The 25,046-nt window shown below is 34.4% G+C and carries 23 protein-coding genes; 10 read left to right on the plus strand and 13 right to left on the minus strand.

Going from position 1 to position 25,046, the window contains the following annotated elements:
* Positions 1-428: 428 nt before the first annotated feature.
* A complete protein-coding gene (locus ES765_RS11400) occupies positions 429-2,681 on the plus strand; it encodes a TonB-dependent receptor (protein WP_138114442.1) in 2,253 nt (750 codons plus the stop codon).
* Between the two features lie 123 nt (positions 2,682-2,804).
* Positions 2,805-4,982: a DUF5916 domain-containing protein gene (locus ES765_RS11405; RefSeq protein ID WP_138114444.1), complete on the plus strand. Its 2,178-nt coding sequence runs from the start codon at positions 2,805-2,807 to the stop codon at positions 4,980-4,982.
* A gap of 4 nt (positions 4,983-4,986) precedes the next feature.
* Here the strand turns inward: ES765_RS11405 and ES765_RS11410 are convergent, their stop codons facing one another.
* A complete protein-coding gene (locus ES765_RS11410) occupies positions 4,987-6,234 on the minus strand; it encodes an FAD-dependent oxidoreductase (RefSeq protein WP_138114446.1) in 1,248 nt (415 codons plus the stop codon).
* 122 nt (positions 6,235-6,356) lie between these two features.
* Here ES765_RS11410 and ES765_RS11415 point away from each other — a divergent pair, with 122 nt between their 5' ends.
* The 3 genes from ES765_RS11415 to ES765_RS22695 all read left to right on the plus strand — a co-directional run bounded on the left by ES765_RS11415 (position 6,357) and on the right by ES765_RS22695 (position 8,550).
* Positions 6,357-7,190 carry an AraC family transcriptional regulator gene (locus tag ES765_RS11415; RefSeq protein WP_138114448.1) on the plus strand — a complete coding sequence of 278 codons (834 nt, stop codon included), beginning with the start codon at positions 6,357-6,359 and terminating at the stop codon, positions 7,188-7,190.
* Between the two features lie 382 nt (positions 7,191-7,572).
* Positions 7,573-8,121: a carboxymuconolactone decarboxylase family protein gene (locus ES765_RS11420; RefSeq protein WP_138114450.1), complete on the plus strand. Its 549-nt coding sequence runs from the start codon at positions 7,573-7,575 to the stop codon at positions 8,119-8,121.
* Positions 8,122-8,364: 243 nt separating this feature from the next.
* Positions 8,365-8,550: a hypothetical protein gene (locus ES765_RS22695; protein WP_317131409.1), complete on the plus strand. Its 186-nt coding sequence runs from the start codon at positions 8,365-8,367 to the stop codon at positions 8,548-8,550.
* A gap of 128 nt (positions 8,551-8,678) precedes the next feature.
* Here ES765_RS22695 and ES765_RS11430 read toward each other — a convergent pair whose 3' ends face one another.
* A complete protein-coding gene (locus ES765_RS11430; protein ID WP_138114452.1) occupies positions 8,679-10,232 on the minus strand; it encodes a DEAD/DEAH box helicase in 1,554 nt (517 codons plus the stop codon).
* Positions 10,233-10,331: 99 nt separating this feature from the next.
* On the opposite strand from ES765_RS11430, the gene ES765_RS11435 reads away from it, so the two are divergent.
* Positions 10,332-10,931: a pseudouridine synthase gene (locus tag ES765_RS11435; RefSeq protein ID WP_138114490.1), complete on the plus strand. Its 600-nt coding sequence runs from the start codon at positions 10,332-10,334 to the stop codon at positions 10,929-10,931.
* A 1-nt stretch (position 10,932) separates the two neighbouring features.
* On the opposite strand, the gene ES765_RS11440 is transcribed toward ES765_RS11435, so the two are convergent.
* Together ES765_RS11440 and ES765_RS11445 are read right to left on the minus strand one after the other, a co-directional pair.
* The gene (locus tag ES765_RS11440; RefSeq protein WP_138114454.1) at positions 10,933-11,868 is read right to left on the minus strand and encodes an EamA family transporter; all 936 of its coding nucleotides are present in this window, start codon (positions 11,866-11,868) and stop codon (positions 10,933-10,935) included.
* A 17-nt stretch (positions 11,869-11,885) separates the two neighbouring features.
* Entirely contained in the window at positions 11,886-12,344 is a 459-nt protein-coding gene (locus ES765_RS11445; protein ID WP_138114456.1) for a cold-shock protein, read from the minus strand.
* 1,163 nt (positions 12,345-13,507) lie between these two features.
* Between ES765_RS11445 and ES765_RS11450 the strand changes: the two genes are divergently transcribed.
* Entirely contained in the window at positions 13,508-14,137 is a 630-nt protein-coding gene (locus ES765_RS11450) for a GntR family transcriptional regulator (RefSeq protein ID WP_138114458.1), read from the plus strand.
* Positions 14,138-14,145: 8 nt separating this feature from the next.
* Here the strand turns inward: ES765_RS11450 and ES765_RS11455 are convergent, their stop codons facing one another.
* The gene (locus ES765_RS11455; RefSeq protein WP_138114460.1) at positions 14,146-14,745 is read right to left on the minus strand and encodes a hypothetical protein; all 600 of its coding nucleotides are present in this window, start codon (positions 14,743-14,745) and stop codon (positions 14,146-14,148) included.
* Positions 14,746-14,748: 3 nt separating this feature from the next.
* Positions 14,749-15,240 carry an RNA polymerase sigma factor gene (locus tag ES765_RS11460; RefSeq protein ID WP_138114461.1) on the minus strand — a complete coding sequence of 164 codons (492 nt, stop codon included), beginning with the start codon at positions 15,238-15,240 and terminating at the stop codon, positions 14,749-14,751.
* A 248-nt stretch (positions 15,241-15,488) separates the two neighbouring features.
* Between ES765_RS11460 and ES765_RS21755 the strand changes: the two genes are divergently transcribed.
* Positions 15,489-15,635 (plus strand): hypothetical protein, encoded by a 147-nt coding sequence (locus ES765_RS21755; protein WP_171017291.1) that lies wholly within the window; start codon positions 15,489-15,491, stop codon positions 15,633-15,635.
* 2 nt (positions 15,636-15,637) lie between these two features.
* On the opposite strand, the gene ES765_RS11465 is transcribed toward ES765_RS21755, so the two are convergent.
* Genes ES765_RS11465 through ES765_RS11475 form a run of 3 tightly spaced genes read right to left on the minus strand, consistent with a single transcriptional unit; the run spans position 15,638 to position 18,364 of the window.
* A complete protein-coding gene (locus tag ES765_RS11465) occupies positions 15,638-16,729 on the minus strand; it encodes an amidohydrolase family protein (protein ID WP_138114462.1) in 1,092 nt (363 codons plus the stop codon).
* A gap of 4 nt (positions 16,730-16,733) precedes the next feature.
* The gene (locus ES765_RS11470; protein ID WP_138114463.1) at positions 16,734-17,357 is read right to left on the minus strand and encodes an NTP transferase domain-containing protein; all 624 of its coding nucleotides are present in this window, start codon (positions 17,355-17,357) and stop codon (positions 16,734-16,736) included.
* Positions 17,354-18,364 (minus strand): XdhC family protein, encoded by a 1,011-nt coding sequence (locus ES765_RS11475; RefSeq protein ID WP_138114464.1) that lies wholly within the window; start codon positions 18,362-18,364, stop codon positions 17,354-17,356. The genes ES765_RS11470 and ES765_RS11475 overlap by 4 nt, the downstream gene beginning before the upstream one ends.
* 209 nt (positions 18,365-18,573) lie before the next feature.
* Between ES765_RS11475 and ES765_RS11480 the strand changes: the two genes are divergently transcribed.
* Positions 18,574-19,665, plus strand: coding sequence for a vWA domain-containing protein (locus ES765_RS11480; RefSeq protein WP_138114465.1), 1,092 nt, complete (start codon positions 18,574-18,576; stop codon positions 19,663-19,665).
* 206 nt (positions 19,666-19,871) lie between these two features.
* Positions 19,872-20,702, plus strand: a complete 831-nt coding sequence (locus tag ES765_RS11485) for an OmpA family protein (protein WP_138114466.1) — start codon at positions 19,872-19,874, stop codon at positions 20,700-20,702.
* A 152-nt stretch (positions 20,703-20,854) separates the two neighbouring features.
* Here ES765_RS11485 and ES765_RS11490 read toward each other — a convergent pair whose 3' ends face one another.
* From ES765_RS11490 to ES765_RS11505, 4 genes are read right to left on the minus strand one after another with little or no spacing between them, the layout of a single operon-like run.
* Entirely contained in the window at positions 20,855-22,318 is a 1,464-nt protein-coding gene (locus ES765_RS11490) for a M14 metallopeptidase family protein (RefSeq protein ID WP_138114467.1), read from the minus strand.
* A gap of 57 nt (positions 22,319-22,375) precedes the next feature.
* Positions 22,376-23,044: an N-acetylmuramoyl-L-alanine amidase gene (locus tag ES765_RS11495; protein ID WP_138114468.1), complete on the minus strand. Its 669-nt coding sequence runs from the start codon at positions 23,042-23,044 to the stop codon at positions 22,376-22,378.
* A 9-nt stretch (positions 23,045-23,053) separates the two neighbouring features.
* Positions 23,054-23,455, minus strand: a complete 402-nt coding sequence (locus tag ES765_RS11500) for a 3D domain-containing protein (RefSeq protein ID WP_249356345.1) — start codon at positions 23,453-23,455, stop codon at positions 23,054-23,056.
* Between the two features lie 17 nt (positions 23,456-23,472).
* Positions 23,473-24,984, minus strand: a complete 1,512-nt coding sequence (locus ES765_RS11505; RefSeq protein ID WP_138114469.1) for an FG-GAP-like repeat-containing protein — start codon at positions 24,982-24,984, stop codon at positions 23,473-23,475.
* Positions 24,985-25,046: the final 62 nt, after the last annotated feature.

A 25,046-nucleotide genomic window follows, 5' to 3' on the forward strand; every position in this document is an offset into this window, starting at 1 on the left:
GTCATTTTTAACACTGATAGGGCTAACGCTGATTACACCTCTGTTATTTCCATTGGCATCTGAAATGAAAACTCTTCTTGGAAATATACTAACGTTTTTATTTTAATGTATAACAGTGAATCATGGTCCTACAAGTTGCGAAAGTCTGCCGCTTAAAGGTGTAGAGATATCAATAATTTTTCAATGGCCTAGACATAGATACCTTAGAAATATAATTGAAAAGCACCTCTAAATCATGATTGTTGGTCTTAATGTGTTTTTTTAATATAGGGCAACAAATAACATATACTCTATATATTCTGTAGGATGAGTAATTAATTGTTCAGTGCGAATATTCGTATATTTAATTCTTTTTTATTTTTATAAAACCATCTCTTATTTTTGTCGTAAGTACTATCAAAAACATTCATCAACTTAATTTTTATTTTATGTATTATAGCTGTAAGGGTGCTTTAAGACTGCTAACAGGATTTTTTTTGGTCTTCTTTACCCAATCAATAAATGTTCAAAACCTGAAAGGTGTTGTGACAGATGAGAGTCTTATTCCTTTAGAAAATGTTGGTATTTTCAATCAAACTACGGGGCAACATAGCCACACCAATTTATCAGGTCTTTTTTCACTACCCGTTACACAGGTTAACGATTCAATTTATTTCTCCAATTTAGGCTTCAAAACTTTTATTTTAGTTGTTGACGAAAATCACCTCACTGATGGCATTAATATTCCGTTACAAGAATCAAGTATTAATCTAGATCAAGTGGTAGTATTATCAAAAGTAGATGCTATGAGTAGAATTGTTAATGTAGATGTTCAAAGAGACCCTGTTAAATCATCACAAGAAATTTTGCGTAAAGTACCTGGATTACTTATAGGACAACATGCAGGCGGAGGAAAGGCAGAACAGATTTTTTTAAGAGGCTTTGATGTTGATCATGGAACAGATGTTGCGATTAGTGTAGATGGTATGCCAGTAAACATGGTGTCTCATGCGCATGGGCAAGGCTATGCAGATTTACATTTCGTCATTCCGGAGACTATTGATAATATAAATTTTGGAAAAGGTCCCTATTATGCAGATAAAGGGAATTTTAATACTGCTGGATTTGTAGATTTACGTCTTAAAAAAAATATTGATAAAAGCATGGTTTCTTATGAAACCGGCCAATTCAATACCAATAGGTTTGTTGGTCTTTTTACTATCTTAGAAACAGGTAAGAGCAACGCTTATATCGCGTCTGAATTATATTTGACCGATGGTCCATTTGAATCTCCTCAAAATTTCAACCGTATCAACCTTTTAGGTCGTTATCATTATAAGGATATTGGTAAAGAGGAGCTGACCCTTACCGCCTCTCATTTTCAAAGTAAGTGGGATGCATCTGGGCAGATACCACAACGGGCAATAGATCAAAATATAATCGGTCGTTTTGGAGCTATTGACGATACTGAAGGTGGTCAAACTAGTAGAACGAATGTAATGGTAAATCATACGGCATTTTTAGGAAGTGATCAATTGCTAAAAACTAGAGCATTTATAAGCAAGTATGATTTCGAGTTATTTTCAAATTTCACCTTCTTTTTAGAAGACCCTGTAAATGGCGATCAAATACGCCAGTTTGAAGATAGAACTGTTATGGGAGCAGAAACTGTTTTTGAGCAAATAGATATATCGGTAGGTACAGATGACCGTTTAAAATATTCTGGAGGTTTTGGTTTTAGAAATGATAATGTTGATAATATTTCTCTAGCTCATACCTTAAATAGAAAGACAGTATTGGAACAATATGCTTTAGGAAATGTAGATGAAACCAATATATATAGTTTTGTGGATGCAGAATATATAACAGGCAATTGGACTTTTAATCCTTCGGTTCGTTTAGATTATTTTAAGTTCGATTATGAAAATCTTTTGTCGGCAACCTATGACAATAAAAGTGAAAGTAAAACTATCGTTAGCCCAAAACTAAATACACTGTATACCTTAAATAGAAACTGGCAGTTATTTTTGAAAACAGGTATAGGGTTTCATTCTAATGATGCCCGTGTAGTTACGGCTAATGAAGGCAGGGATATTTTACCAAAAGCCTATGGTGTTGATGTTGGTACCATTGTAAAACCGATTGATAAACTTGTGCTTAACGCTACCTTATGGGCGTTGTATTTGGATCAAGAATTTGTTTATGTTGGTGATGCTGGTATCGTAGAGCCAAGTGGAAAAACCAGAAGATTAGGGGTAGAACTTGGTGCGCGATATCAAGTATGGGATTGGTTGTATGTATATAGTGATATAAACTATACGTACGGTAGAAGTACCGAAGAAAATGAAGAGCAAGATTATATTCCACTAGCACCTGATTTTACAGCTGTAGGCGGAATATCGGTAACTGAAATTGGAAATTTTTCAGGAGCATTAAATTATAGATACTTAGGTGATAGGGCTGCTAATGAAAATAATAGTATTACGGCAGATGGTTATTTCGTTACAGATTTCAATATTGATTATACGTACAAAAATTGGACTGTTGGCGTAATCGTTGAAAACCTACTTGACACTAAATGGAATGAAACTCAATTTGCTACTGAAAGTAGATTATTCAATGAAACTGCTTCTGTAGAAGAAATTCATTTTACACCGGGAACGCCATTTTATTTTAGAGGCAAGATATCCGTTCAATTTTAACTGTTAAATTTATTTAATTAGACATAAAGAAAAGGTTACATCATATTCTTTGGATTAAAGTGTAGGTGATGATTAGTATTAATTACTTTTTAAGTAAGTTGCATCTTTTTAAATTTAAAACAGATGAGATTCTCCGCCCTACTTTTTATATTTATTTTGCTATTGGTATTTAAGGTAAACTCCCAAAAGAAAAATCAAGATTACAAATTACATATTTATAAAGCCACAAGTTCCATAGTAATAGATGGCATTGGTAATGACGAAGCTTGGAGCAGTGCTGAAGAAGCCAATGATTTTTTTATGGTTCTACCAATGGATGACCGTAAAGCAACTGAGCCCACAACTATTAAAATGACTTATGATGAGAAGAATATATACCTATTGGCAACATTTTATAATGCGACCAAAGCAGACTACTTTGTAGAATCATTACGTCGCGATTTTTCATTTGGAAAAAATGACAACTTCCTTCTTTTTTTAGACCCTTTCAATAACCAAACTACCGGCTTTTCCTTTGGTTCTAACGCTTACGGAGCTCAATGGGATGGTACCATGTATGACGGTTCTAAAATAGATTTAAATTGGGATAGTAAGTGGATTTCTAAAGTTACCCGTGATGAAAAGAAATGGGTCTTTGAAATGGCAGTGCCCTTTAAATCTATTCGATATGAAGAAGGGGTTAAGGAATGGGGAATAAATTTTAGCCGACTAGATTTAAAATCGAGTGAAAAATCAAGTTGGACACCTATTCCACGTCAATTTCCCACAGCTTCCCTGGCCTATACAGGTACTTTAGTCTGGGATACTCCACCGCCTGCTCCAGGAACAAATTTTTCTATTATTCCCTATGTATTGGGAGATGTCAAACAAAACTTAGAAGTTGGCGGCGACGTTAAGACCACCGGAAAAATTGGTGGTGATGTAAAATTTAGTCTTACCTCTTCCTTAAACCTAGATTTAACGGTGAATCCTGATTTCTCACAGGTTGAAGTGGATCGCCAAGTAACCAACCTAGACCGTTTCGAATTATTTTTTCCAGAGCGTAGACAGTTCTTTTTAGAAAATGGAGATTTATTTGCCAATTTTGGATATGAGACCATTAGACCATTTTTCTCCCGAAGAATTGGACTGAATGTACCTATTCAAGCTGGTGCGCGTATAAGCGGTAACCTTAACGATAAGTGGCGATTGGGCGTTATGGATATGCAAACAGCACCTATTGAAGAATCTGGGCAGCCTAGTCAGAATTTTGCAGTAATGTCTTTACAGCGAAAAATATTTGGCCGTAGTAGTATTGGTATGATGTTCGTGAACAAACAATCCATTAACTATCCAATGGAGAATGATTCATTGGTTGATATATACGCCAAATATAATAGAAATCTTGGTGTAGAGTACAATCTGGCTTCTGCAAATAATGCCTGGAATGGTAAGGCATTTTTTCTAAAATCCTTTGCCCCTACCGATGAGGATAGCGGATTTACCCAAGGTGCACACATAGGATATACCAACCGTAAATGGAACTGGCGCATACAAGAGGAATGGGTTAGCAATGATTACTCTGCGGAAGTTGGTTTTGTTAGGCGAAGAGGCTATAGAAATATATCAGGAAAAGTAGGGCATTTGTTTTTTCCAAAAGCAGGTCCAATACTTAGTCATGGCCCGGAAGTAAACGGATTCTATTATTTCAACGAACAATTTAACGAGACCGATCACACTGCTTACGTAACTTACAAATTGGATTTTCGAAAGCGAAGCAGCCTACTCTTCTTTTTGGGGGATGATTATGTAGAATTACTTTCACCGTTCGACCCTAGCGGACTTGGTATTTCGACGTTAGCCACGGGCACCAAACATAGCTGGAATTCTTTTGGATGGGAATATCAATCCAAACCTCAAAGTTTACTGACCTATGCTTTTGAAGGTCGATTAGGAGGCTATTACCAAGATGGAAATAGAACAAGTTTAACTGGAGAAGTCGGCTATAGATTTCAACCGTATGTGAGCTTGAAGGCTAATTTAAATTACAACCATATCAACTTACCCGCACCATGGAATACGAATAAATTTTGGTTAATTGGTTCAGAAATAGATATCACGTTGACCAATAAACTCTTCTTTGCCAATTTGCTCCAGTACAATGAACAGAGCAATAATTTTAATATCAATTCGCGTTTTCAATGGCGCTATAGTCCAGCTTCCGATTTGTTCATAGTCTATACCAATAATTATTTAATAGAACCCTATGCGAGTCGTAATTGGGGGTTAACTTTAAAATTCACCTATTGGTTAAATAATTGATTAATCATGACTTTTCTATAGCATCAATTACACCTAAGGCGGCCATTTCGCCTGAAAGCATAGCGGCATTTAAAGATCCATTAAGCAAATAATCTCCCGCCAGAAAAGTTCGTTCAGTAAGTCTGGTTTCAGAAGGTATCAAGCTATATCTTAAGTCATTCAATTTAGGTAATGCCATTTTAATAGGATAATGTTTTAAGTAACGTTCTGTCGTAATTCCACAGTAGGTTTTTAAATCATCTTTCACTTTTTGAATGAGATCGTACTCCGTAAGATTATGTTCTTTAACTATCGTAACCGATAGTAATTCGTCAGTACCTCGCTGTGATGTAACCAATGATGTATGATAGAAAACATTATTGATTAAAGCATCTTTATCTGAAATTAAACCGATTAATGGGTCTTCTATTTTCCTTATTTTAGTGGTGAAGTATAAGGTGTCGGATGATTGCCAATTTAATTGTTGGTTTCTAAGGTTGGGTATCAAAGGCGAAGCATCGGTAGCGATTATGGTATAATCAGGTGCTACGTTATGACCATCGGAAAATACGATAGAATTATCAGAGCAACTTTCTACCGAACGATTGAATGTGATTTTAGTCTGTTCAAGTTTATTAAATAATTGTGTGGGAATTGCCCCTATGCCTGCCTTAGGTAAAACGGCATAGCCAGTACCGAACATTTTGTATACAAATTGAAACATACGTGACGAGGTTTCCAAATTTGGTTCTAAAAAAATACCTGAAAAGAAAGGTTTAAAAAATTGTTCGATAATTTCAGTTGAGAATCCACTAGATTTTAAAAAAGTATGCGTGGAAGTTTCCTCTTCATTAAAAATTTCGTTCAACGATTTTTTTTTAACGGTACTATTTAATCTGAGAATATTCCATTTATCAGAAAAACTACCAATAGTAGAAAATAGTGTAGGAAATAAAAATTGGATACTTCGTAATGGATCACCGAGAACCGAGCTTTTACCTTGATTAAAAATTTGAGCACCAGGAAGAAATTTTTGAAGCTCTAAAGCGGAGTAATCAAGGTATTTTCGAGCCAAGGGATATGCATCTAACAATACTTGAAATCCATGGTCTAGTTGATACCCATCAACCATATCTGTTTTCACACGACCTCCTACGCTGTCTGTCTTTTCATAAATAATTGGGGAATATCCTTCTTTTTCTAGTGCTAAGGCCGCAGTTAGCCCACTGATTCCTGCTCCTATAATTGCAATTTTAGTTGTCTTCTTTTCCATTGGTATAAAATTAATCAATTGATATCTTTGAATAAGATAATTAAGGAATACAAAATTTACTAATCGAGTATTTGGTTTGTTTAGATATGTAATGATTGGGTTTGTATTGAGACGAATCATCTATGCATAAATTTTTTAAAGATTTTAATACCGGTGGTTTACTTAAAATTGGCAACGAATCACTTTTGCAACCTTACCAAAAGGTTAAACAGCCAGATTTATATACATTTATTAGAACAACTGATTCTCAAGCTAAGGTTGTTATTGATGGAATACCTTACACTATTACAGCCAATAGTGTAATTGCATTAACTATGGTTCAATTTTTACAATTTTTAGAAGGAAAGGATTTAATTGTATACCAATTCAATAGAGAATTTTATTGTATCAAAGACCATGACAAGGAAGTAAGTTGTGCCGGACTATTATTTTTTGGAAATGCGCATATTCCTTTAATTTATTTACAACCGCAAGAGCAACGAAAATTTGATACACTTCATGAAGTATTTATAGATGAATTAGAAACTACAGACACTATTCAAGCAGAAATGTTACGTATGCTAATGGCTCGATTCATTATTATGAGTACACGATTATTAAAAACTAAAATGGGCTTTTATGAAACGCCAAATAATACGAAGATTGATTTATTACGAAATTTTAATATGTTGGTAGAAACCTATTATAGGAACGAGCATACCGTATCTTTTTATGCTGATAAATTGTCTAAATCACCAAAAACACTTTCCAATACGTTTGCCAAACTCAATACAAGTCCGTTACAAATTATTCATGAACGAATTACACTGGAAGCAAAACGACTATTAACCTATTCTGATAAAACAGTAAAAGAAATTGCTTACGAAATTGGTTTCGACGATGCTTCTCATTTAAGTCGCTTATTCAAAAAACAAACGCATCTATCACCTTCCAAATTTAAAAAACAGTTTGATTAAGCATGTTAGGGGAAAATTGACAACATCTTGGATAATCTAACCCGTTTTAGGATTCCCTTTAATTTCATCTTTGTACCGAAGAAATAATACTACAAAGTCATGAATCTAAAAAATAAATCCATTTTTAACCGAATTGAAATCTTCAAAGGAAAAAGCGCATCTAGTGCAAACTCTCTTAGTACTGCAAAACATAGTGAGGAAAATCAGTTATTTGATTATTACTTTGATGCGGAAAAGCCTTCTAGCTTGGTTAAACAATGGGTTTGAACCAATAAAGGAATAATCGACAAGCTTAAAGGAATTACCTACATGGTTTAACCTTTGCAATGATTGCACCTTTGTACTAAGAATTACACACAACAAAATTAAAATAAATAGAATTATGAGCACATTTAATGTACCTACAAGAAATCAGGTAAGTAAAAAGAACCAAGTTATTTTTGATAGCCTAAAGAAAGCAGTTGGGTTTGTTCCCAATCTATACGCTACTTATGCACATAGTGAAACAGCCTTAGAAAATTATTTAAATTTTTCTAATGCAAAAACATCTCTATCTGCAAAAGAAAAAGAAGTTGTAAACTTAGCAGTAAGCCAAGTAAATAACTGTCTTTATTGTTTGTCTGCACATACTGCTATTGGAAAAATGAATGGTTTTACCGACGAACAGATTTTAGAATTAAGAGCTGGTAAAGCTTCTTTTGACTCAAAATTAGATGCATTAGCAATATTGGCTAAAAATGTAACGGAGAATAGAGGGCAGACCGATGCAGATATTTTGGAAAATTACTTTAAAGCAGGCTATACAAAAGCCAACCTAATTGATGCTATTTCATTAATAGGGGATAAAACAATTTCTAACTATGTACATAGTACAACTCAAGTTCCAATAGATTTTCCAATAGCTGAGCCATTAGATAGAGTAACCGTATAGTTAATAATAATTAAGAGCATCATGCTAATAAAACGTATAATAATGAAAAAAGTAGTATTAATTGTAATAATAATATTGGCATTTACCTTTAATTCAAATGCACAAAACAGAAAGATGAATCAAGTTGTTAAAACTATTTCTTTATAACAAACAACAGGCGAGTTTACCCAAAAATCATTAACTGTTGGTGAGGGTACTTATATTTTTGAAGTTTCAAATAATCATGTAGGTAAGGATGTGGGTTTGGTAATAGTACCTAAAGGAAAAGACGTTAGTAAGCCAGAAAATCATATTCAAACAGCATACGTAACTTCAACTGTTAAAGATGGTAGTGTAGAACAATCCAAGGAAACACTATTAAAAAAAGGGGAATATGTGTATTTTTGTCCTTTAAATCCGACACCTCAGTATACTCTAACAGTGGAGTAGTTTTAAGCGATAATCTTATATAAGAAAAAGGGTTGTTCGAATTTGATGAACAACCCTTTTTAGGTATTTTAATTTCCTTTGAAAATACTTAAATAGTGTAGCCTATTTAAAGATACATTAGTTATCCATTAATCCTCCGGCGGATGTCCATGAATATCTTCAAAAACAGTATCAAAATTTTCTCGTAAATAGGCATTCAATTTCTTCTGATAATCATCTCTGAGCCAGCTTAAAAAGTTGTATGTACTTTTGCTGATGCATTTACCGTACACATGTATACGGTTGTCAATATCTTCTTTCAGTAATTTAGCCAATGCCAACGCATCATATACATCTTCACTGTTTTCAATACAGATATACCCATGATGTGCAATTGAACGTTCTAAAACAACCTTAGATGATTCACCAGCAAAAGTTGCGGTTTCATACGTATCCTTAATATCAAAAAAGGTTTCATCAGAATTTTTAAATTCTTCTTTTATCTCATCCGAAAGATCCATTTTGAAATCACTTTCAATATCCTCGTCATCACGGATACGGTCCATGTAGAAATTTGGCGACTTAAATATAGCGCCCCAATCTAAATCTGCACCCCAAGGTCCAAATCGGTATAGGTTGTTACCTAGGTCAATAACCGTAAATCGCGATTTATTGTTCAAAATCCTTGATCCCCTACCAATCATTTGGTAATAAAGGGTAAGTGATTTTGTTGCTCTATTCAGGATAATCGTATCTATAGTAGGTTCATCAAAACCTGTAGTCAATATGCTTACCGAGGTTAAAATAGCATCTGGAGTTTCTCTAAACCATTTCAAAATTTGTTTTCGCTGTTTTTTTGTAGCGGTATTGTCTAAGTGCATTATAGGTAGACCGACAGCTTGAAATGTATGATAAACTTGTATCGATGTTTCGATACCATTATTAAAGATTAACGTTTTTTTACCTTTAGAGTGTTTTGTATACGCTTCTAAAAGTTTGCTCAGCATAGCTGGACTCGTATACAGGTCAGCTGAAGATTTTACAGTATAATCACCGTTAGAACCTATTTCTAATGAGGTTAGGCCCATATCGTATTGAAAAACCTCTGCCTTTGCCAAGAACTCATTTGCAATTAAATTTTCTATGGATTCCCCTGGTATGAGTTCAGCATAGTTTTTATTCATTGGCAGGTCTTTGTTCGAACTTAACGGAGTTGCCGTTACTCCTAAAACAAAGGAATTTTCAAAAAATTTAAAGAGTTTGGTAAAAGAATTATAATGCGCTTCATCAATAATCACAAGACCAACATCGGAAATATCTAACTGGCCATCATTCAATCTATTGTTCAAGGTTTCAACCATAGCCACATAACAACTATAGCGTTCTTGGTCGTCTAGATTGGCTTTGCTATTAACAACTTTATTTACAACCCCAAAGCTAGTAAGCATTTTTGAGGTTTGGTTGCAAAGCTCAATACGGTGGGTCATTACCAGAACTTTTTTGCTGTGGTTCTTTAGGTATTGGCGTACCATTTCAGAAAAAATCACTGTTTTACCACCACCTGTTGGTAACTGGTATAAAAGGTGGTAATCTTCACGTTCAGAATCGAACTTGTCGAAAATTTGTTGAATGGCTCCTTGCTGGTAGCTATAAAGTTCTTTTTCGGTTTTTTTATCCTGTAGTTCAAAAACAGTCTCTTGCATAAAATCTTCTCTGGAAGTTGCAAAGGTAACATTCTCCATAATGGATTACTAATTCACGGGTTAAAAAGGGTATCTTTTGCGACCATAGGTAACCGATTGATGATAGATGCCAGTATTAAAATAAAACATTACCATTTTAAAGTATATAAACCCTTTGGTTTGTTGAGCCAGATGTCTTCTGGTGAGGATCGTCAACTACGTAAAAAGCGCTTTCTGAGTGAGCTTTACGATTTCCCGGAAGGAATAATGCCAGTTGGGCGGTTAGATGAAAAATCAGAAGGTCTTTTGTTGATGACTACAGATGGTAAATTGAGCGATACGATAAACAGTGCAGGAATTGAAAAGGAATATTTGGTCCAACTCGATGGACTGATTACTTCTCATGGGATAGAACAATTATCCAAAGGTGTTAGTATAGGGGTTTTTGGTAAAAAGTATACCACTAAACCATGTTTAGTCAAACCATTAGAAAACGCTCCTGCCCTACCCAAAGCAGATACATCCTTACGTATAGGTAGGCATAGGCCAACCTCATGGATAAGTATAACGGTAACGGAAGGGAAATTCAGACAAATTCGGAAAATGACTGCTGCTGTGGGTTTTCCAACGTTGCGACTGGTACGTATTCGTGTAGGAGAAATCAAATTAGATAAATTAATACCTGGAGTAGTTGAGCCAACCCAACTTAATCGAGAATAATCTATTTAGGTATTCTTTTCCCAGTGAAGCGGGAAAATATGGTTAGCCTCTTTTTTGTGTTAATAAAATAGACCCCCATTAAGAGCATACACGAGGCGAAAGCTGATTGTAATGTTATATTCTCATTTAAAAAATACCATCCTAATACCATAGCTATAATGGGATTTACATAGGAAGAGGTAGCTACTTTTTCTGGCGATACTATTCGTAATAAATAATTGAAAGCGGTGAAGGTTACAATACTTCCAAAAATTATTAATAGTACCATTGCCCAAACCACCTGTGTACTCCATTGATTTGGCGCTGACCATGTTTCACCAAATAGGGTGCTTATCAGAAGCAGTGAAAAACCACTTGTAAGCATCTGATAGCCTGTGTTTACAAAGAAGTTCTTCGGTAAATCTGCCTTACCAACAAAAAGACTGCCGTATGACCAGCTCAGCATACACAGGAATATTAATACCATTCCTAGTACGGCACCCTCTTGTGCAATAATCTCTTTTTGACCTACCAATAGAAAGATACCCGTGATGCCAAAGATGACACCAATTACAGACATGGGCTGTATTTTTTTTCCTTGAAGCACACGCATCATTAACAATACGACTAAGGGCTGTGCAGAAACTTCAAGGGCTGCAAAACTACTATCCACATATTTCAATGCCCAAACAATAACACCATTACCAAAAGTCAAAAATAGAAATCCGGCAAAAAATGTATTTTTAAATTGGGCCTTACTAATTTTTAAGGGTAACCCTAAAAGCTTGGATATTAGGAAAATTAAACTACCAGCTACAGCAAAACGAATACCCGCCAACATAAAGGCAGGTAATTCGGTAACTGCAATTTTATTTAACAAATAGGTTGAGCCCCAAATGAAATAAATGGCAAAAAATGACAATACGACCAAAACGGTATTGCGTTTCATTTTTGCCATAGGAGATTTATTAGATACTATATCTTCTTAACACGAACGGCGTTCATACCTTTCATGCCTCTTTCCAGCTCGTAAGAAACTTTGTCATTTTCCATAATCTCATCAATAAGACCACTTACATGAACAAAATATTTCTCGTTATTTTCGGTGTCAATAATAAAACCAAAACCTTTTGAAGTGTCAAAAAATGAGACTTTACCATTTCTTACCGGGTCAAATTCTTCAACATCTCCTTCTTCCTTTTTAGGAATACCAAGAATGATATCCTCGGCTTCAACTTCAACTTTCAATGAAGGGTCTGGCGGAGTGTCTACTAAATTACCGTTATAATCAACATAAGCAAGTGGTATCCCAGAGGTTCCGCCTTCTTTTGTTGCAGCTTTACGAGCAAGCATCTTTTTCTTTTTCTCTTCACGCTTCTTTAAGCGTTTTTTTTCTTTTTCAGTTTTATTAAATGTCTGTTGTGATTTTGCCATTCGAAATTTTAATGATAATACTTGATTTTATTGTATAGGAACTGAAATACGTGGTGACGTGTATAACGAATGGTAGGTTTCTTGATTAAACTATGACGTCATTCGTTGTAAGGTCATTGCAAGAATCATCTGCATCCCTATAAAGTTTGGCAAAGATACAAGTTGTATTCGGATTACAAAGCATATAAAGAGCTCAAACTATTAAACTTTTAAAAGAATTCGTATTTATCAGAATAGAAATTTAAGTACGGACTATAATTTGATGCTAAAAGTGAATCTAATTTCAGATTAGGATCGATATCATTGCGTAATTTTCAGGCTTTTGTCCTAATTATAATTCACCTTCATTTAAAATAATCTTAAAATCATTAAATTAAAACGCCCACGTAACTGACAGTATTATAGTATTTTATGTTTATTTCAATTTTCCCAAATAATCTATTTGGGAAAATTAGTACCTTTTTATGCCTAGTACTGTAACAAATAACTTTAGTAGTCGTCTACTTTGTATAACAAAACAATTAATCATCAATTTAAAAATGAACATCATGAGAACTTTCATCAGAAACACACCAACGGAATCTAGAAGAAATACATTCTTTTCAAATTTTAAGAACAGTAAACGAGTACAGTGGGCATCCTCTAGAAACCATACGCATTAATAAAAACATCAATCAAAATAAATTAATCATCATCGGCTCATCATCGATATAAAACGAACATCATGAGAACTTTTATCAGAAACACACCAACAGAATCTAGAAGAAATACATTCTTTTCAAATTTTAAGAACAGTAAACGAGTACAGTGGGCATCCTCTAGAAACCATACGCATTAATAAAAACATCAATCAAAATAAATTAATCATTATCGGCTCATCATCGATATAAAACGAACATCATGAGATATAGTAGACCCAAATTGGTGTATAGCTTCATCAAATTGGAATATGTGAATGGCAATTATAGATAAACAACAATCGATTTTTTCTCAGATGCACTGTTAAAACTTCAATTTATACGAAGTTGTAAGGATATGAACTCATCACTCATATCCTTTTTTATTGCTAAACTATTTGGGTTTTGGTTACGAATAGATGCTTGATATTTAATAAAATAGAGTGGATTATTTTATATTCATATACGATATATTATATTTGATTTATGTTGGTTAAAATAAATTTAAGGGATCAAGTACGAGATTATCTATTATCTGAAATGATTACGGGCAATCTACGCACAGGTAAAACAATTAACTTAGCAGCACTATCAAGAGATTTAAATGTGAGTGTTACCCCTATTCGAGAAGCATTGGCACAATTACAACAGGCACATATTATAAAAGCAGTTCCAAACAGAGGATTTATTATTTCAGAATTAGATGTGAACGAGGCAGAAGATCTTTACGGATTAGCAGCTAATTTAGAAGTTATGGCCATTGAGAATTCTGAATTCACCGAAGAAGATATTAGACATCTCCGTAACCAACAGGAGGTTTTTGAAAACGCTAATAATGCAATTTCTAGAATTCAGGCTGATCTCGAATTTCATAGATTACTTACGAAAGGCTACGAAAATGATTTAGCGTTACAAATTCTCAATGATTTGAAAACGCGTATCTTCTTTTACGAACGAGCCTTTACAAATGATGATTCATTCTATAACAAATCAGACAATCAACATGAATCTATAATTGCAGCCATAGCAGATGATAATATACCCACAGCTTCCCTCCTATTAAAGATGAATTGGATGTTGATATTGAATTATATCCAAAAGAAGTTGACAGAGTAGCTTTAATATTACTCCATATCCTTAAGTAATTCTTGGGCTGATTTTGTTAATCTTAGATATCCTTTATACGCCCAGATACAGAAAACGGCCGTAACAATTAAAGTTATAGAAAGTAATACCAACTGTTCTGTTTTCAAACCCACTTGAAAAATATTTTTATTCGAACTGATTTTAGAAAATACGGGCAAAATAAAGAACAGTCCTAAAAACCCAACGCCCATACCTATCTGTTGTAGTTGTAAAAGTCGATTTTTCGCCTTTATAAAATGACTTAAATTATCCTTATAAGTACCTTTTAATATATTTAGGGTTTTTATTTTTCTCAATGCCTTTAAGATCAAGATGGGCAATATGATGAGATAGCTCAGAGATAGAATACCACAAAGTTGTAAGTACCATGTATCCAATTCACCGAATTTAACTAGGAATAACATGGCGATACAAAAACAAACGCATGCACCAAGTGTTTCGTAAGCCGTTACGGTTTTAAACTTGTTACGGTATTTTTCTTTGGTCATATTAAGAATAATTTCGTTGGTTAATTTCTTTTGATGCTCTAATTCATTGCTCATTTGGCTCCATGCAGATTGCAGTTCTTCTAATTCCATGGTCTATAATTTATTCATGTTAGTTTTTAATTTTTTCTTAATTCTAGAAATACGAGTGCCCACATTACTAGCTTCGAGTCCTGTTATTTCCGCAATTTCCTTATACCTTTTTCCTTCAAGTAAAAGGAATATCAATCCCATATCTAACGTGTTTAGTTGCTTTAACTGCCGATATAGAAGCCGTAAACGTTCTTCGTATATTTCATCTTTGGTAATGTCCGTTTCTTTAATAACAGTATCTGCAATTGAAATAGAATCTGGTCTTCTTCTCTTTCTTTTTAAATGGGTAATCGCAGTATTCATTCCCACGCGATACATCCATGTGGAGATTTTGGATTCATTACGAAAAGAATCGAAGTACTTCCAAAGTTGATATACAACTTCTTGAAAAAGGTCTTCTTGGTCCTGTTTGTTATCGGTATAGATAGAGGTAACCTTGAACAATAAACCTTGATGCTCCCGTATTAAATCAGTAAATAATGCTTCTTTCGGCATTTTAAAAATCTATTTAACCCATTAGTAAAGCAATGATTGCATTTGTCACACCATGGAGTGTTTTTTTTAAAATTAAATCTGAAGTCAATTGAAATAACAATTCGAAGATGCATCGATAAGTATAAATTCTTTGGTTTTGTTAATAGGTATATGAATTTTACTTCAGATTATCAATAGTTTAACTGAGGTTTAAATAATTAATAGAACATGGCTTATAAAAGTCCGTTTTACTTGAAAATTAATGAGTGATGCACTATTTAAATAAAGAGATTGAGGCATTGACAAAACGAAAAAACACCCCAGCCTTGGCTACGAAACAACCATCCTGTGGGATTTTTCAAAATGTAAAAAACATTTCGGCTGCGGCAGAGAATGTGATACTCAAAAATGTATAATCTTATTGGTTAAAAAGTGAAGTATCTAATCCGGGAATTAACTTTACCGCATTTTTATAGTATAGTTTTTTTAATACCTCGTCCGGTAAATTAAGTCCGTACATCGCCCAAAAGGCATGATACTTCTTGTAGTACGGAAAATATTCATCATTACTTTCCAACACTCTAAAATAAGTTGGAAATTCTTCTGGTTTCCAACTATCTTTTCCAAATAGAACCCGATCTTGATATTTAATAAAAAATGCTCTAGCATTTTGAGGCTGTCTTCCTAATTCGGCTATAACAGCAGAAATGCCCACATTCATATTTGGCATTTCATCTAACAATTCCCCTAGCTTCCCAAGGTTATTAGCATGCCAACCCATATGGGCATTGATAAATTTCGTATTCGGATGCTTCTTAAAGACGTTGTGCTGCTCTTGTATGATTTGCTCAAAAGGCACAGGATCTGTTGCAGATCGTTTTCTTCTAGGATGTGTTTTTAGTTCTAGCCAACGTTCATTATCGGCATTCATAGCATCCCAAAATGATTTCGGGTCTGCTGCGTGTATCAATACTGGCACATCCATTTCGCCACATTTCGCCCAAATAGGATCTAATCGTGGGTCATCTATTGCCAGACGTTTTCCATCTGCATCCTTATTTCTAAGTCCGAGACTTTTAAAAATTTTCAATCCCTTTGCACCATTTTTGATATCTTGCTCTAATTGTGAAGCAGCTTTTTTGCCCCATTCTAAATCCGTTGCTCCTTCAAAATCGACATTCGAAAAGACCACAAATCTATTGGGGTAACTTTTGTTGATATTTTGAATTTTCTCCTTGATACTTTCTCCAGAGCCACCGCTTAAATTCACCATAATCGCTTCATTCATGGTGTCCATATCTTTGACTAAACCAGATAATGCCTCGACGGACATATCTCTTTGGTGACTATGAACATCTATAAAAGGAAATTTAGCTTTTATGATTTCCTTACCAGGTACAACAAGTGTTGACGTTGGATTATATTCTTCAAAACCCATATTTTGAGCTGATGCAGGTACTACAGTAAATATTAAAAATGCTATTAGAAAAGTTGATATTGTTCTGGTCATACTATTATTCATTCTTGTTACTAATTGATTGTATTAATTGGTTGTATTCGAGTTTTGTATCTACATCTAATGACTGACCTCCGGCGTCTAAACGAACCATCTCTTTAAAATTAGTGTTTAAAAGGTCTTTAGCACCTTTATCGCCATCTAAAAGTACTAAGTTAGGATAAAGCAATTTAGGGAACAATGCGGGTACACCCACCCCTTTCCTATAATTCGTAGCAATTATTTTAGAGGTGTCTTTTTCAAAATTATGTATGAGTGAATTTAAATATGCCGAACTAAGTAAGGGTTGATCGGCAAGACAGATTAAAATACCATCTGGTACGGGATAGTTGTCTACTAAAATTTTAACGGCAAAAGCAATACTATTCCCCAATCCATCAGACCAATTAGGATTTACAGAAACCATTACATCACTTTTAGGAAGGTTACATTCTTCTAGTATGGTTTCGAAACTTGAACCAAGAATCACATGAATGGTATCTATATTACTTTTCTTGACGGTTTTAATGGTTTCTAATAGGAAGTTAGAATCTTTCCATGGTAGTAGCTGTTTAATACCTTCCATACGTTTGGAGCCACCTGCAGCCATGATAAGTACTGCTATAGTAAGGTTGTTTTTCAATCGTAAATTTTTTGACCTATATCTTTCAGCATCATCGGATTGGTCTTTCGAATGACCGTTAATATTTCAGATAGAATGGAAATTGCAATTTCTTGGGGCGTTTCCGCTCCGATGTTTAGACCGGCCGGACCATGAATACGTTCTAAAAAATCTAAGGCAATATCCATATCTTCCTCTATTAAGGTAGCTAATAATTTCTCCCTACGTTTAGCCGGTCCTAATAAACCTAAATATATCGGTTGCGTATTTTTTAGTACCATTAAATATTTTAGATCTTTAACATAGCTATGGGTCATTAAAATTACGGCGGTGTTTGAATCTATATGTTTTATAGGAAAATTTTCTGGTTCATAATTCAAGAGGGTTTCAATACCTGGGAAATCTGCCAATGATTTATTTTCTTTAGGAGTCACCGCTACGGTAACTTCCCAACCCATACTCAAACCGAAATGAGAAAGCTGCACTACATCATGTTCTCCCCCAATTAGTAATAGTCGTTTACAAGGTTGCATGGTTTGCTCAAAATGTAAAGCATCAGGTTGTTTTTTGGTAGAACTATTAAATGCGAATGTTTCGGAATCCAATAAAACAAAAGTTCCGTACCCCTCTAATTTTCCAAACTCTTTCTGGTATGAAGTCTGAAGCTCAAAGGACTTTCTATTTTTAATTGTTTTTTGAAATTTAAATAAGAGGTCATTACTAGGAGAAAATGGTTCTAATAACACATAAAGAATTCCTTCACAACCTAAACGATACCTACCATCATAGTTCATGAGTTTTGCAGTATTATTCTGAAAAACAGATTGCGTTTGAAACAAAATTTCTTTTTCAACACATCCCCCACTTACTGCCCCAATCATTTTATCATCTTCTCGAATAAGCATACGTACACCCGGTTTACGATAAGAAGAACCTTCAAGATCAACAACAGTTGCTAAGACACATCGAATTTTTGCATTGTTCGCCTTTTGAAATTCCTTAAAGATATTTTTTAATTCGTGGGTCATATACCTTAGCAGTTTATGGATTTATAGGGCTGGTCAATGGTAGCAACTAAGCAATTTTATAGCCAATAAACTTATGGAAATATAACCCTTTTGAAAATCTTGTCATCATAACAATTTTGGCTTTAACAATCTTTAACATTTATTTTATTATTCCCTATAATTTATATAAACTTTGTTCGTTCTGCTAGTTGAACCTATAATTAATAAATATGAAAAATTTCTTAAAGACCTTCAGTGTGTTTTTTTTGCTGTCTTTACTAGTTTCTTGTGGTAGTGCAGATGATGATGTTAATCTAGATTTGAATTTTGGTGATGGTCTTGGGAAGGGAGAGCCTGTAGATGATTGTTTAGGATTGGAAGAAGGGGAATTGGTTTTGTCTATTCAAGAACAATATACAACCTTACCCGGTAAAGTATCCGTTTTCTTTAGAGTATCCGATACAAATGGAAGTCCAGTACCTGGATTGACTGCTGAACAGTTTACCATTTATGAACAAGGGAGAAATGACGATTGTTTTAACACAATTTCAACTTCAGAATCCTCTGCACGTATTTCGCCAAATTCACAGATTTTTTCGAACAGTACATTATTGGTATTAGATTTAAGTAATAGTGTTCTCAGTAGCAGTTTACAAGAATTAAAACAAGCATCAACTAGTTTTATTAATGCGGTTATGCCTACTATCTCACAACAATCTGTTCAAATGGCCATCTATTGGTTTGATGGAGAAGATGAACTACATCTGTTGAATGAGTTGACGCCATCTAAAGATGAATTAGTGGCTTCTATTGATGGTATCACAGATGATATTAGTAATGATCCCTCAACCGATTTATACGGTGCGGTCATTAAATCGACTGACATCGCTTCAGGATTGGTAAAAGAATCAACTTCCGGTGGAAAGATTGGAGCGGCATCTGTGGTGATTTTCACCGATGGTACTGATCAAGCCTCTCGTTTTACAGAAGAGGCTGCATTAAAAAAGGTTAAAGATGCGAATGCCAATATTTCTTTCTTTAGTATAGGGTTAGGTGCAGAAATTGATACCGAGGTATTAACAGCTATAGGTAAAACAGCTAGTGTGTTTGCTCAGAATAAAGATGAGTTAGAAAGAACCTTTAGAGATATCTCTGAGAAGGTATCTGAACGAGCTAATAGTTATTACTTATTTGAATATTGCAGTCCGAAACGTGATGGTAGTGGAGAAAACAATCTTGCCATTGAGTTGAATACAGGTGCTAGACAAGGTGCAGTTCAAACTAAATTTAATGCCAACGGGTTTACCGGTGGATGTGAATAAATAATTCCTACTTAAAATATAGAAAGAAGCGTTTTTACGCTTCTTTTTTTTTGTTCAAATTTCACTCAAGCAACGTATTGATACTCATTTTGTTGGCTATAAACGTCTAAACATATAAACCCGTAGTGGATGTATTGAAACGTCCGTTTATCGATTTGCCCCGTATATAAAAGCGATTACACTAATATTAATTTAAAAAGTATAAAATGAAAAGATTATCCTTAGTTACTTTATTATCAGTAGCCATGCTAACATCATGTGTTTCTAAAAAGAAATACGTAGCCTTAGAAGATAACCTGTCTCAAACCCAGAGCAGACTAGTAAAGACTCAAGTTGAAAAAGAAGACTTGGAAGCTCAAATGTCGAAAATTGAAGCTCGTGTAGAAGAGTACAACACGAAGATCAACTCATTGAAAGAAATGAATGATAGCCAGTTCACTAGGGTTGATAATGTTACCGTAATGAGTAACAACATAAAAACTAAAATGAGAAATACCTTGAAAAATGTTGACCCTGCTAAATTGGCCGGAGCTAAAACATTACAAGATTCTATGAATTTGGCAGTTTCCTATAAACTAAAGCAGTCAATTTCTGAGGATGGTGAAGATATAAATGTTAGTATTGATAAAACAGTAGTTATGATCAATATTTCTGATGAATTATTGTTCAACACTGCAAGTTATAATGTAAGTAACAAAGCTAATAGCATTTTGAAAAAATTGGCTGAAGTAATCAAATCAGAGCCTAGCATGGAAGTTATGGTAGAAGGTCATACCGATTCTAGAACTATAAACACACCCATGGTTAGCGATAACTGGGATTTAAGTGTGAAACGTGCTACTTCTATTGTTCGTAAATTACAGAAAGAGTACGGTGTTGATCCATCTCAATTAATTGCTTCTGGTAGAAGTAGTTATTTACCCATAGTCGAGAATAATTCAAAAGAAAATATGGCCATAAACAGAAGAACAAAAATTATTATTCTTCCAAACTTAGATAAATTCTTTGCGCTATTAGATGCTGAAAATAACTTATAAAGAACATTGTTCTAGCACAAAAAAAAGGAAGCAATTGCTTCCCTTTTTTTGTGCTTAATTTTCGGAAATGAAATGACCAGTGCATTCTATTGATCATATAGGTGTTCAGTCTAGAGAATTAAACTTAATGATTCAATTTAAATTCTAGTTGGCTATTTATAAATCATTGCGTTGGGTACGGAAACATTCTTATTTCCTAAGTTGACTAAAAAACCATTAATCACCGCATATTCAATCGTACCCTCTTTTTCTAAAAAGAAGGTAGGATTAATACCTGGTTCCAATACGAACTCCGGTATCTTATACTTAGGTCCGATTAAATGAACAGGGAATGGTGAATTTATGTGCTTTCCGGGAATTGGCACCATTCGCACATATCCAACTCCTTGTTTCAATAATTGTTTAAAATCTAAAGCTTTCACTTCTTCTATTGTACTTAATGTCTTAGGGTATGCCTTAGCTTGTTTTATGCTATATGCAGAAGCATCTAACGTTTCATATCCATAATAGGTAGAAAGATCACCTTGATCTAAAATACGACTGCTATACCAAAATGAGTTGTGGTCGGCAATATCCACTTCAATTTGATTTATTCCCAAATCCAATACGTACATATTACCCATTAGTTCATAGTTCGCATTAACAATTTTTAAGTCAAATAATTTGCGATCGTTTTCAGGTATTTTTTCATATTCATCTATCGAAATCCCAATATAATTCTGTTTTGCAATAGTATAGATAGCAGATAAAATAGAAACATAGTTCAACTTTCTAATTTCCTGTTTCTCAATATCTTCAGCATAACCACCAGATTCAATAAGTATAGTACTCGTACCCCATTTTTGAATGTTATCACCGAATGCCCTAGGCTCAAAATCATCATTATATCGACCTACTTGTCCCGGGGCATATTTCTGTAGGATATCGTTCATAAATACAATTATTTTCATGGCATTACCACGTGTTTCATTGATGTCCTTTTCATAATTATATGCTGGAGCTAAATAAGAAATTGTAGCCGGCTTATCAGTACGTTCGGCATTATAGTAGGTACTTTGATCATGAAGGTTGAATCCGAAATCCGCATCGAGGCTATCACGAACCCTTTTTAAGGTTTTAGACTCTGGTGATTGTAATTGTAGAGCATCTCTATTTATGTCTATTCCCAATAAGTTTCTACGTTGAAAAAGTTCTGCTCCATCCGGATTCAGCATGGGTAAAAAATGGACCGTAAGGTTCGCTAAAATCGCCTCTTTTTCTACTTTGAAATCAGCACTATCAAAGAATTTTAATATGTCGAATATCGCTTGTGTGGCCGTAGGCTCATCACCATGCATTTGAGACCAAAGAAAAACATTGGTATCGCCTGTACCAATACTTATCAAGCTTAAATCCTTTCCTCCAATAGATTTGCCAACAGTGGCTACCTTAAACTTTTTGTTCGCAGTATATGTATCAATCAGGGGTTGAATATCAGCTCGTTTTATACGTCTTTTCCCAATTGAGGTTTCTTTAAAATTATCGTATGAATCGTATAATTGTGTTGTTACATTTTCTGATTGACTCATTCCTAGCATAGAGAATGAACATATTATTGCAAGTACTATATGCTTCATTGTTTATTTAATTTTAAGTTATTAGACTATTGATGTAAATAAGTTGAATAGAGCTTATTATTTAGATGGATTTTCAGGTAATTCTTTAAATTTTAAATCCTTTACTGCTTTTCTTACGTTGAACATAAAATCAGGTCCAGGGTCTGTTTTCTTGGTACGGTAACCTTCATCTTTTTCTAACCACAAGGGGTTATTTTCAAATAGAGTATACTCGTAATGGCCTATTAAATAGTCAATATCATATTTTTCCTTAAGATATCGAACCAACCAAATATTTGATTTCAACTGTGCTTTTGTTAGTGGTAATTCATCAGTTCCTCCAACATTTTCAACACCTATAGCACAGTGATTAAGACCAATAACGTGACGAGCCATAGTAGTTTCTGGTAAAAGTTGATAAATAGTACCATCTCGGTCAACCATAAATTGAGAAGATACATTTAAACCACTCACATCTTTAATGTCAGGACGCCAGTTAGGCAATGTTGCAGGATCGAAGGCTTCAAATGATTTTTCAAATGTGGGAATAACCGTCCAATGTAAAACAATCATTTTAGGATAGATTTGCGGAGCATCTTGCTCTAAGCCATATCTATTTTCAAGATATTCCAATGTTAATATTTTACGCTCTTCATTAAAGGTAATAGGACGTTCTACGATTGTTTTCGTTGTAGTACAGGAAGTAACTAAAGAGCCTAAAAGTAACCAGAATGAAATGTGTTTCATTTTTGTAAATTAGTTTATACTATCTTTTTTAACTGCGTATTTGATGGTTATTTTTCGTCTTCCCCATTCTTTGGCATCATTGATATTTTCTCCCATGTAAACATCAATTCTATTTTTCCACCTAGAATGCATTTTATCCTTCACAATATATATACCTTCTAAAGTATCAATTTTCACCATGGTATTATAAGCAAGTCCTCTATTTAATAAATCTCGAGATACGGCTATCCATTTTAAACCAGGTGTAATTGAATCTCCCCATGCCGCTATAGCCGGATGCTCATAAGACGTTTGATTCGGGAGTGAGTTATAGGCAGTGGCGGTTACTTTTAAAGGAATCCAATCATATTTTTTATCCAAGGTTTCATCAGTACAGCCAAAAGCTGCAAAGCAACTAAAAAGTATAATCATACGTTTCACCATACCTACTAATGTAGTTTATTTTCGAGTATTAAAAGATCGGTATAACTTTCACTCCACGCTTCTTCCAATTCTTTAGGTACGGGTGTAAATGAATAGGTAAGCGCGCTTAAAACAATATCTTGGTCGCCATCACCATCAATATCTGCTGAATCCATTAAGAACCATCTGGCCATTTTGGTATTTGCTAAATGCTCTTGTTTGAAGGAAAAATTCTTACTATCTACATTTTCTAAATACACAAAGTTGTATTCTGGATGATTTTTATAATCTGGAAAGGTTGCTAAAAGCGCCATGTCCATATCTCCATCTTGATCAAAATCTTTTGCAATCACTCGGGTTGCGCCGTTTAACGGATGAAAATAGGTCTCTTTAAAGCTATTCTGACCATCATTCAAATGAATTCGCATACCATGATAAGGTTTGCTTACATAAGATTCATCAGCATTATCACCGTTAACCGTTATGATATCTTCATAACCATCACCATTGTAGTCAACCAGCTCAAACCAACTAGAACCATAAACCGGACTAAATCGAATTACCTTATCAACCGTGAAATCTAAATTTTCTTTCTGGTATAAAATATAAACAGCCTCGTCTCCTTGTGCGGCTAAAACTACTAAATCAACTTTACCATCTTTATCCATATCTTTGGGTACCACCCTTAAGCTTCCTGGTATGTCTAAAAGGGGTTTTTCTTCGTAAAATCCATAGGAATCTTTTTCGAGCAACGTCAGTTTACCTTTTAAATCACCAAATTCACTTACAAGTATTTCTTCAGTGCCATTGTTATCAAGATCAATATATAGGGTGTGAACCGGCCGATGGAGTGAATCCATTAGTGATGCTGTGGCATTTTTTGACTTTAAAACTATTTTTCCACTCGGTATTTCTGAAGGGACCAATAAACCCATACTGGTAACGTAAGTGCTATCACCCACTATTCTTGCATCTGTAATTGCGCGATTAAAATAGCCTACCAATTTATTCTCTTTTGTGTTCAAATCAAACGACGATAATTCACCTTTTCTGGTACCCGTTAATATAGAGTTCGTGGCTGTATCTATTTTTAAGAATGTATATAAACTGCCTACCGCACTATCTAATAAAATAGGGGTACTCATAAATTGAGATAGAGGAGAACTTTTAGTAGGAACGGTATCACTTGAAATACTATCAGGTGCCATTTTAAGGATATAAGACTTTAAAAGCTCCCAATCCGCTGCTTCAATAATCGGTTTGTTAGGAAATATTCCCGTTTTGATTATCGCCATCTGTTCAGGAAATGATAATTTAAGATAGGGGTGGTTCTCAGATGTTATAATTCCCATTCTAGCCGCCATTGCCGGTAATACACTATTCTCCCAAATATCTTTTGGCAAATCTTGTATATCGGGTGCCATATGGCAACTTGCGCAATAGGTTTCATAAAGCACCACCTCTTTAGGTCGATTTTCAGTCGTACATGATATAAAAAGAACTATGAAAAAAGCGTAATAAGCTGTTTTGAAATCCATTGGAATTAAAATGATTTTCCTAATTGCGGAATTAAGTTTGGAAGATACCTATACCCACAAAA

Origin of the sequence: Maribacter sp. ACAM166, assembly GCF_005771495.1 — a bacterium.
Classification (GTDB): domain Bacteria; phylum Bacteroidota; class Bacteroidia; order Flavobacteriales; family Flavobacteriaceae; genus Maribacter.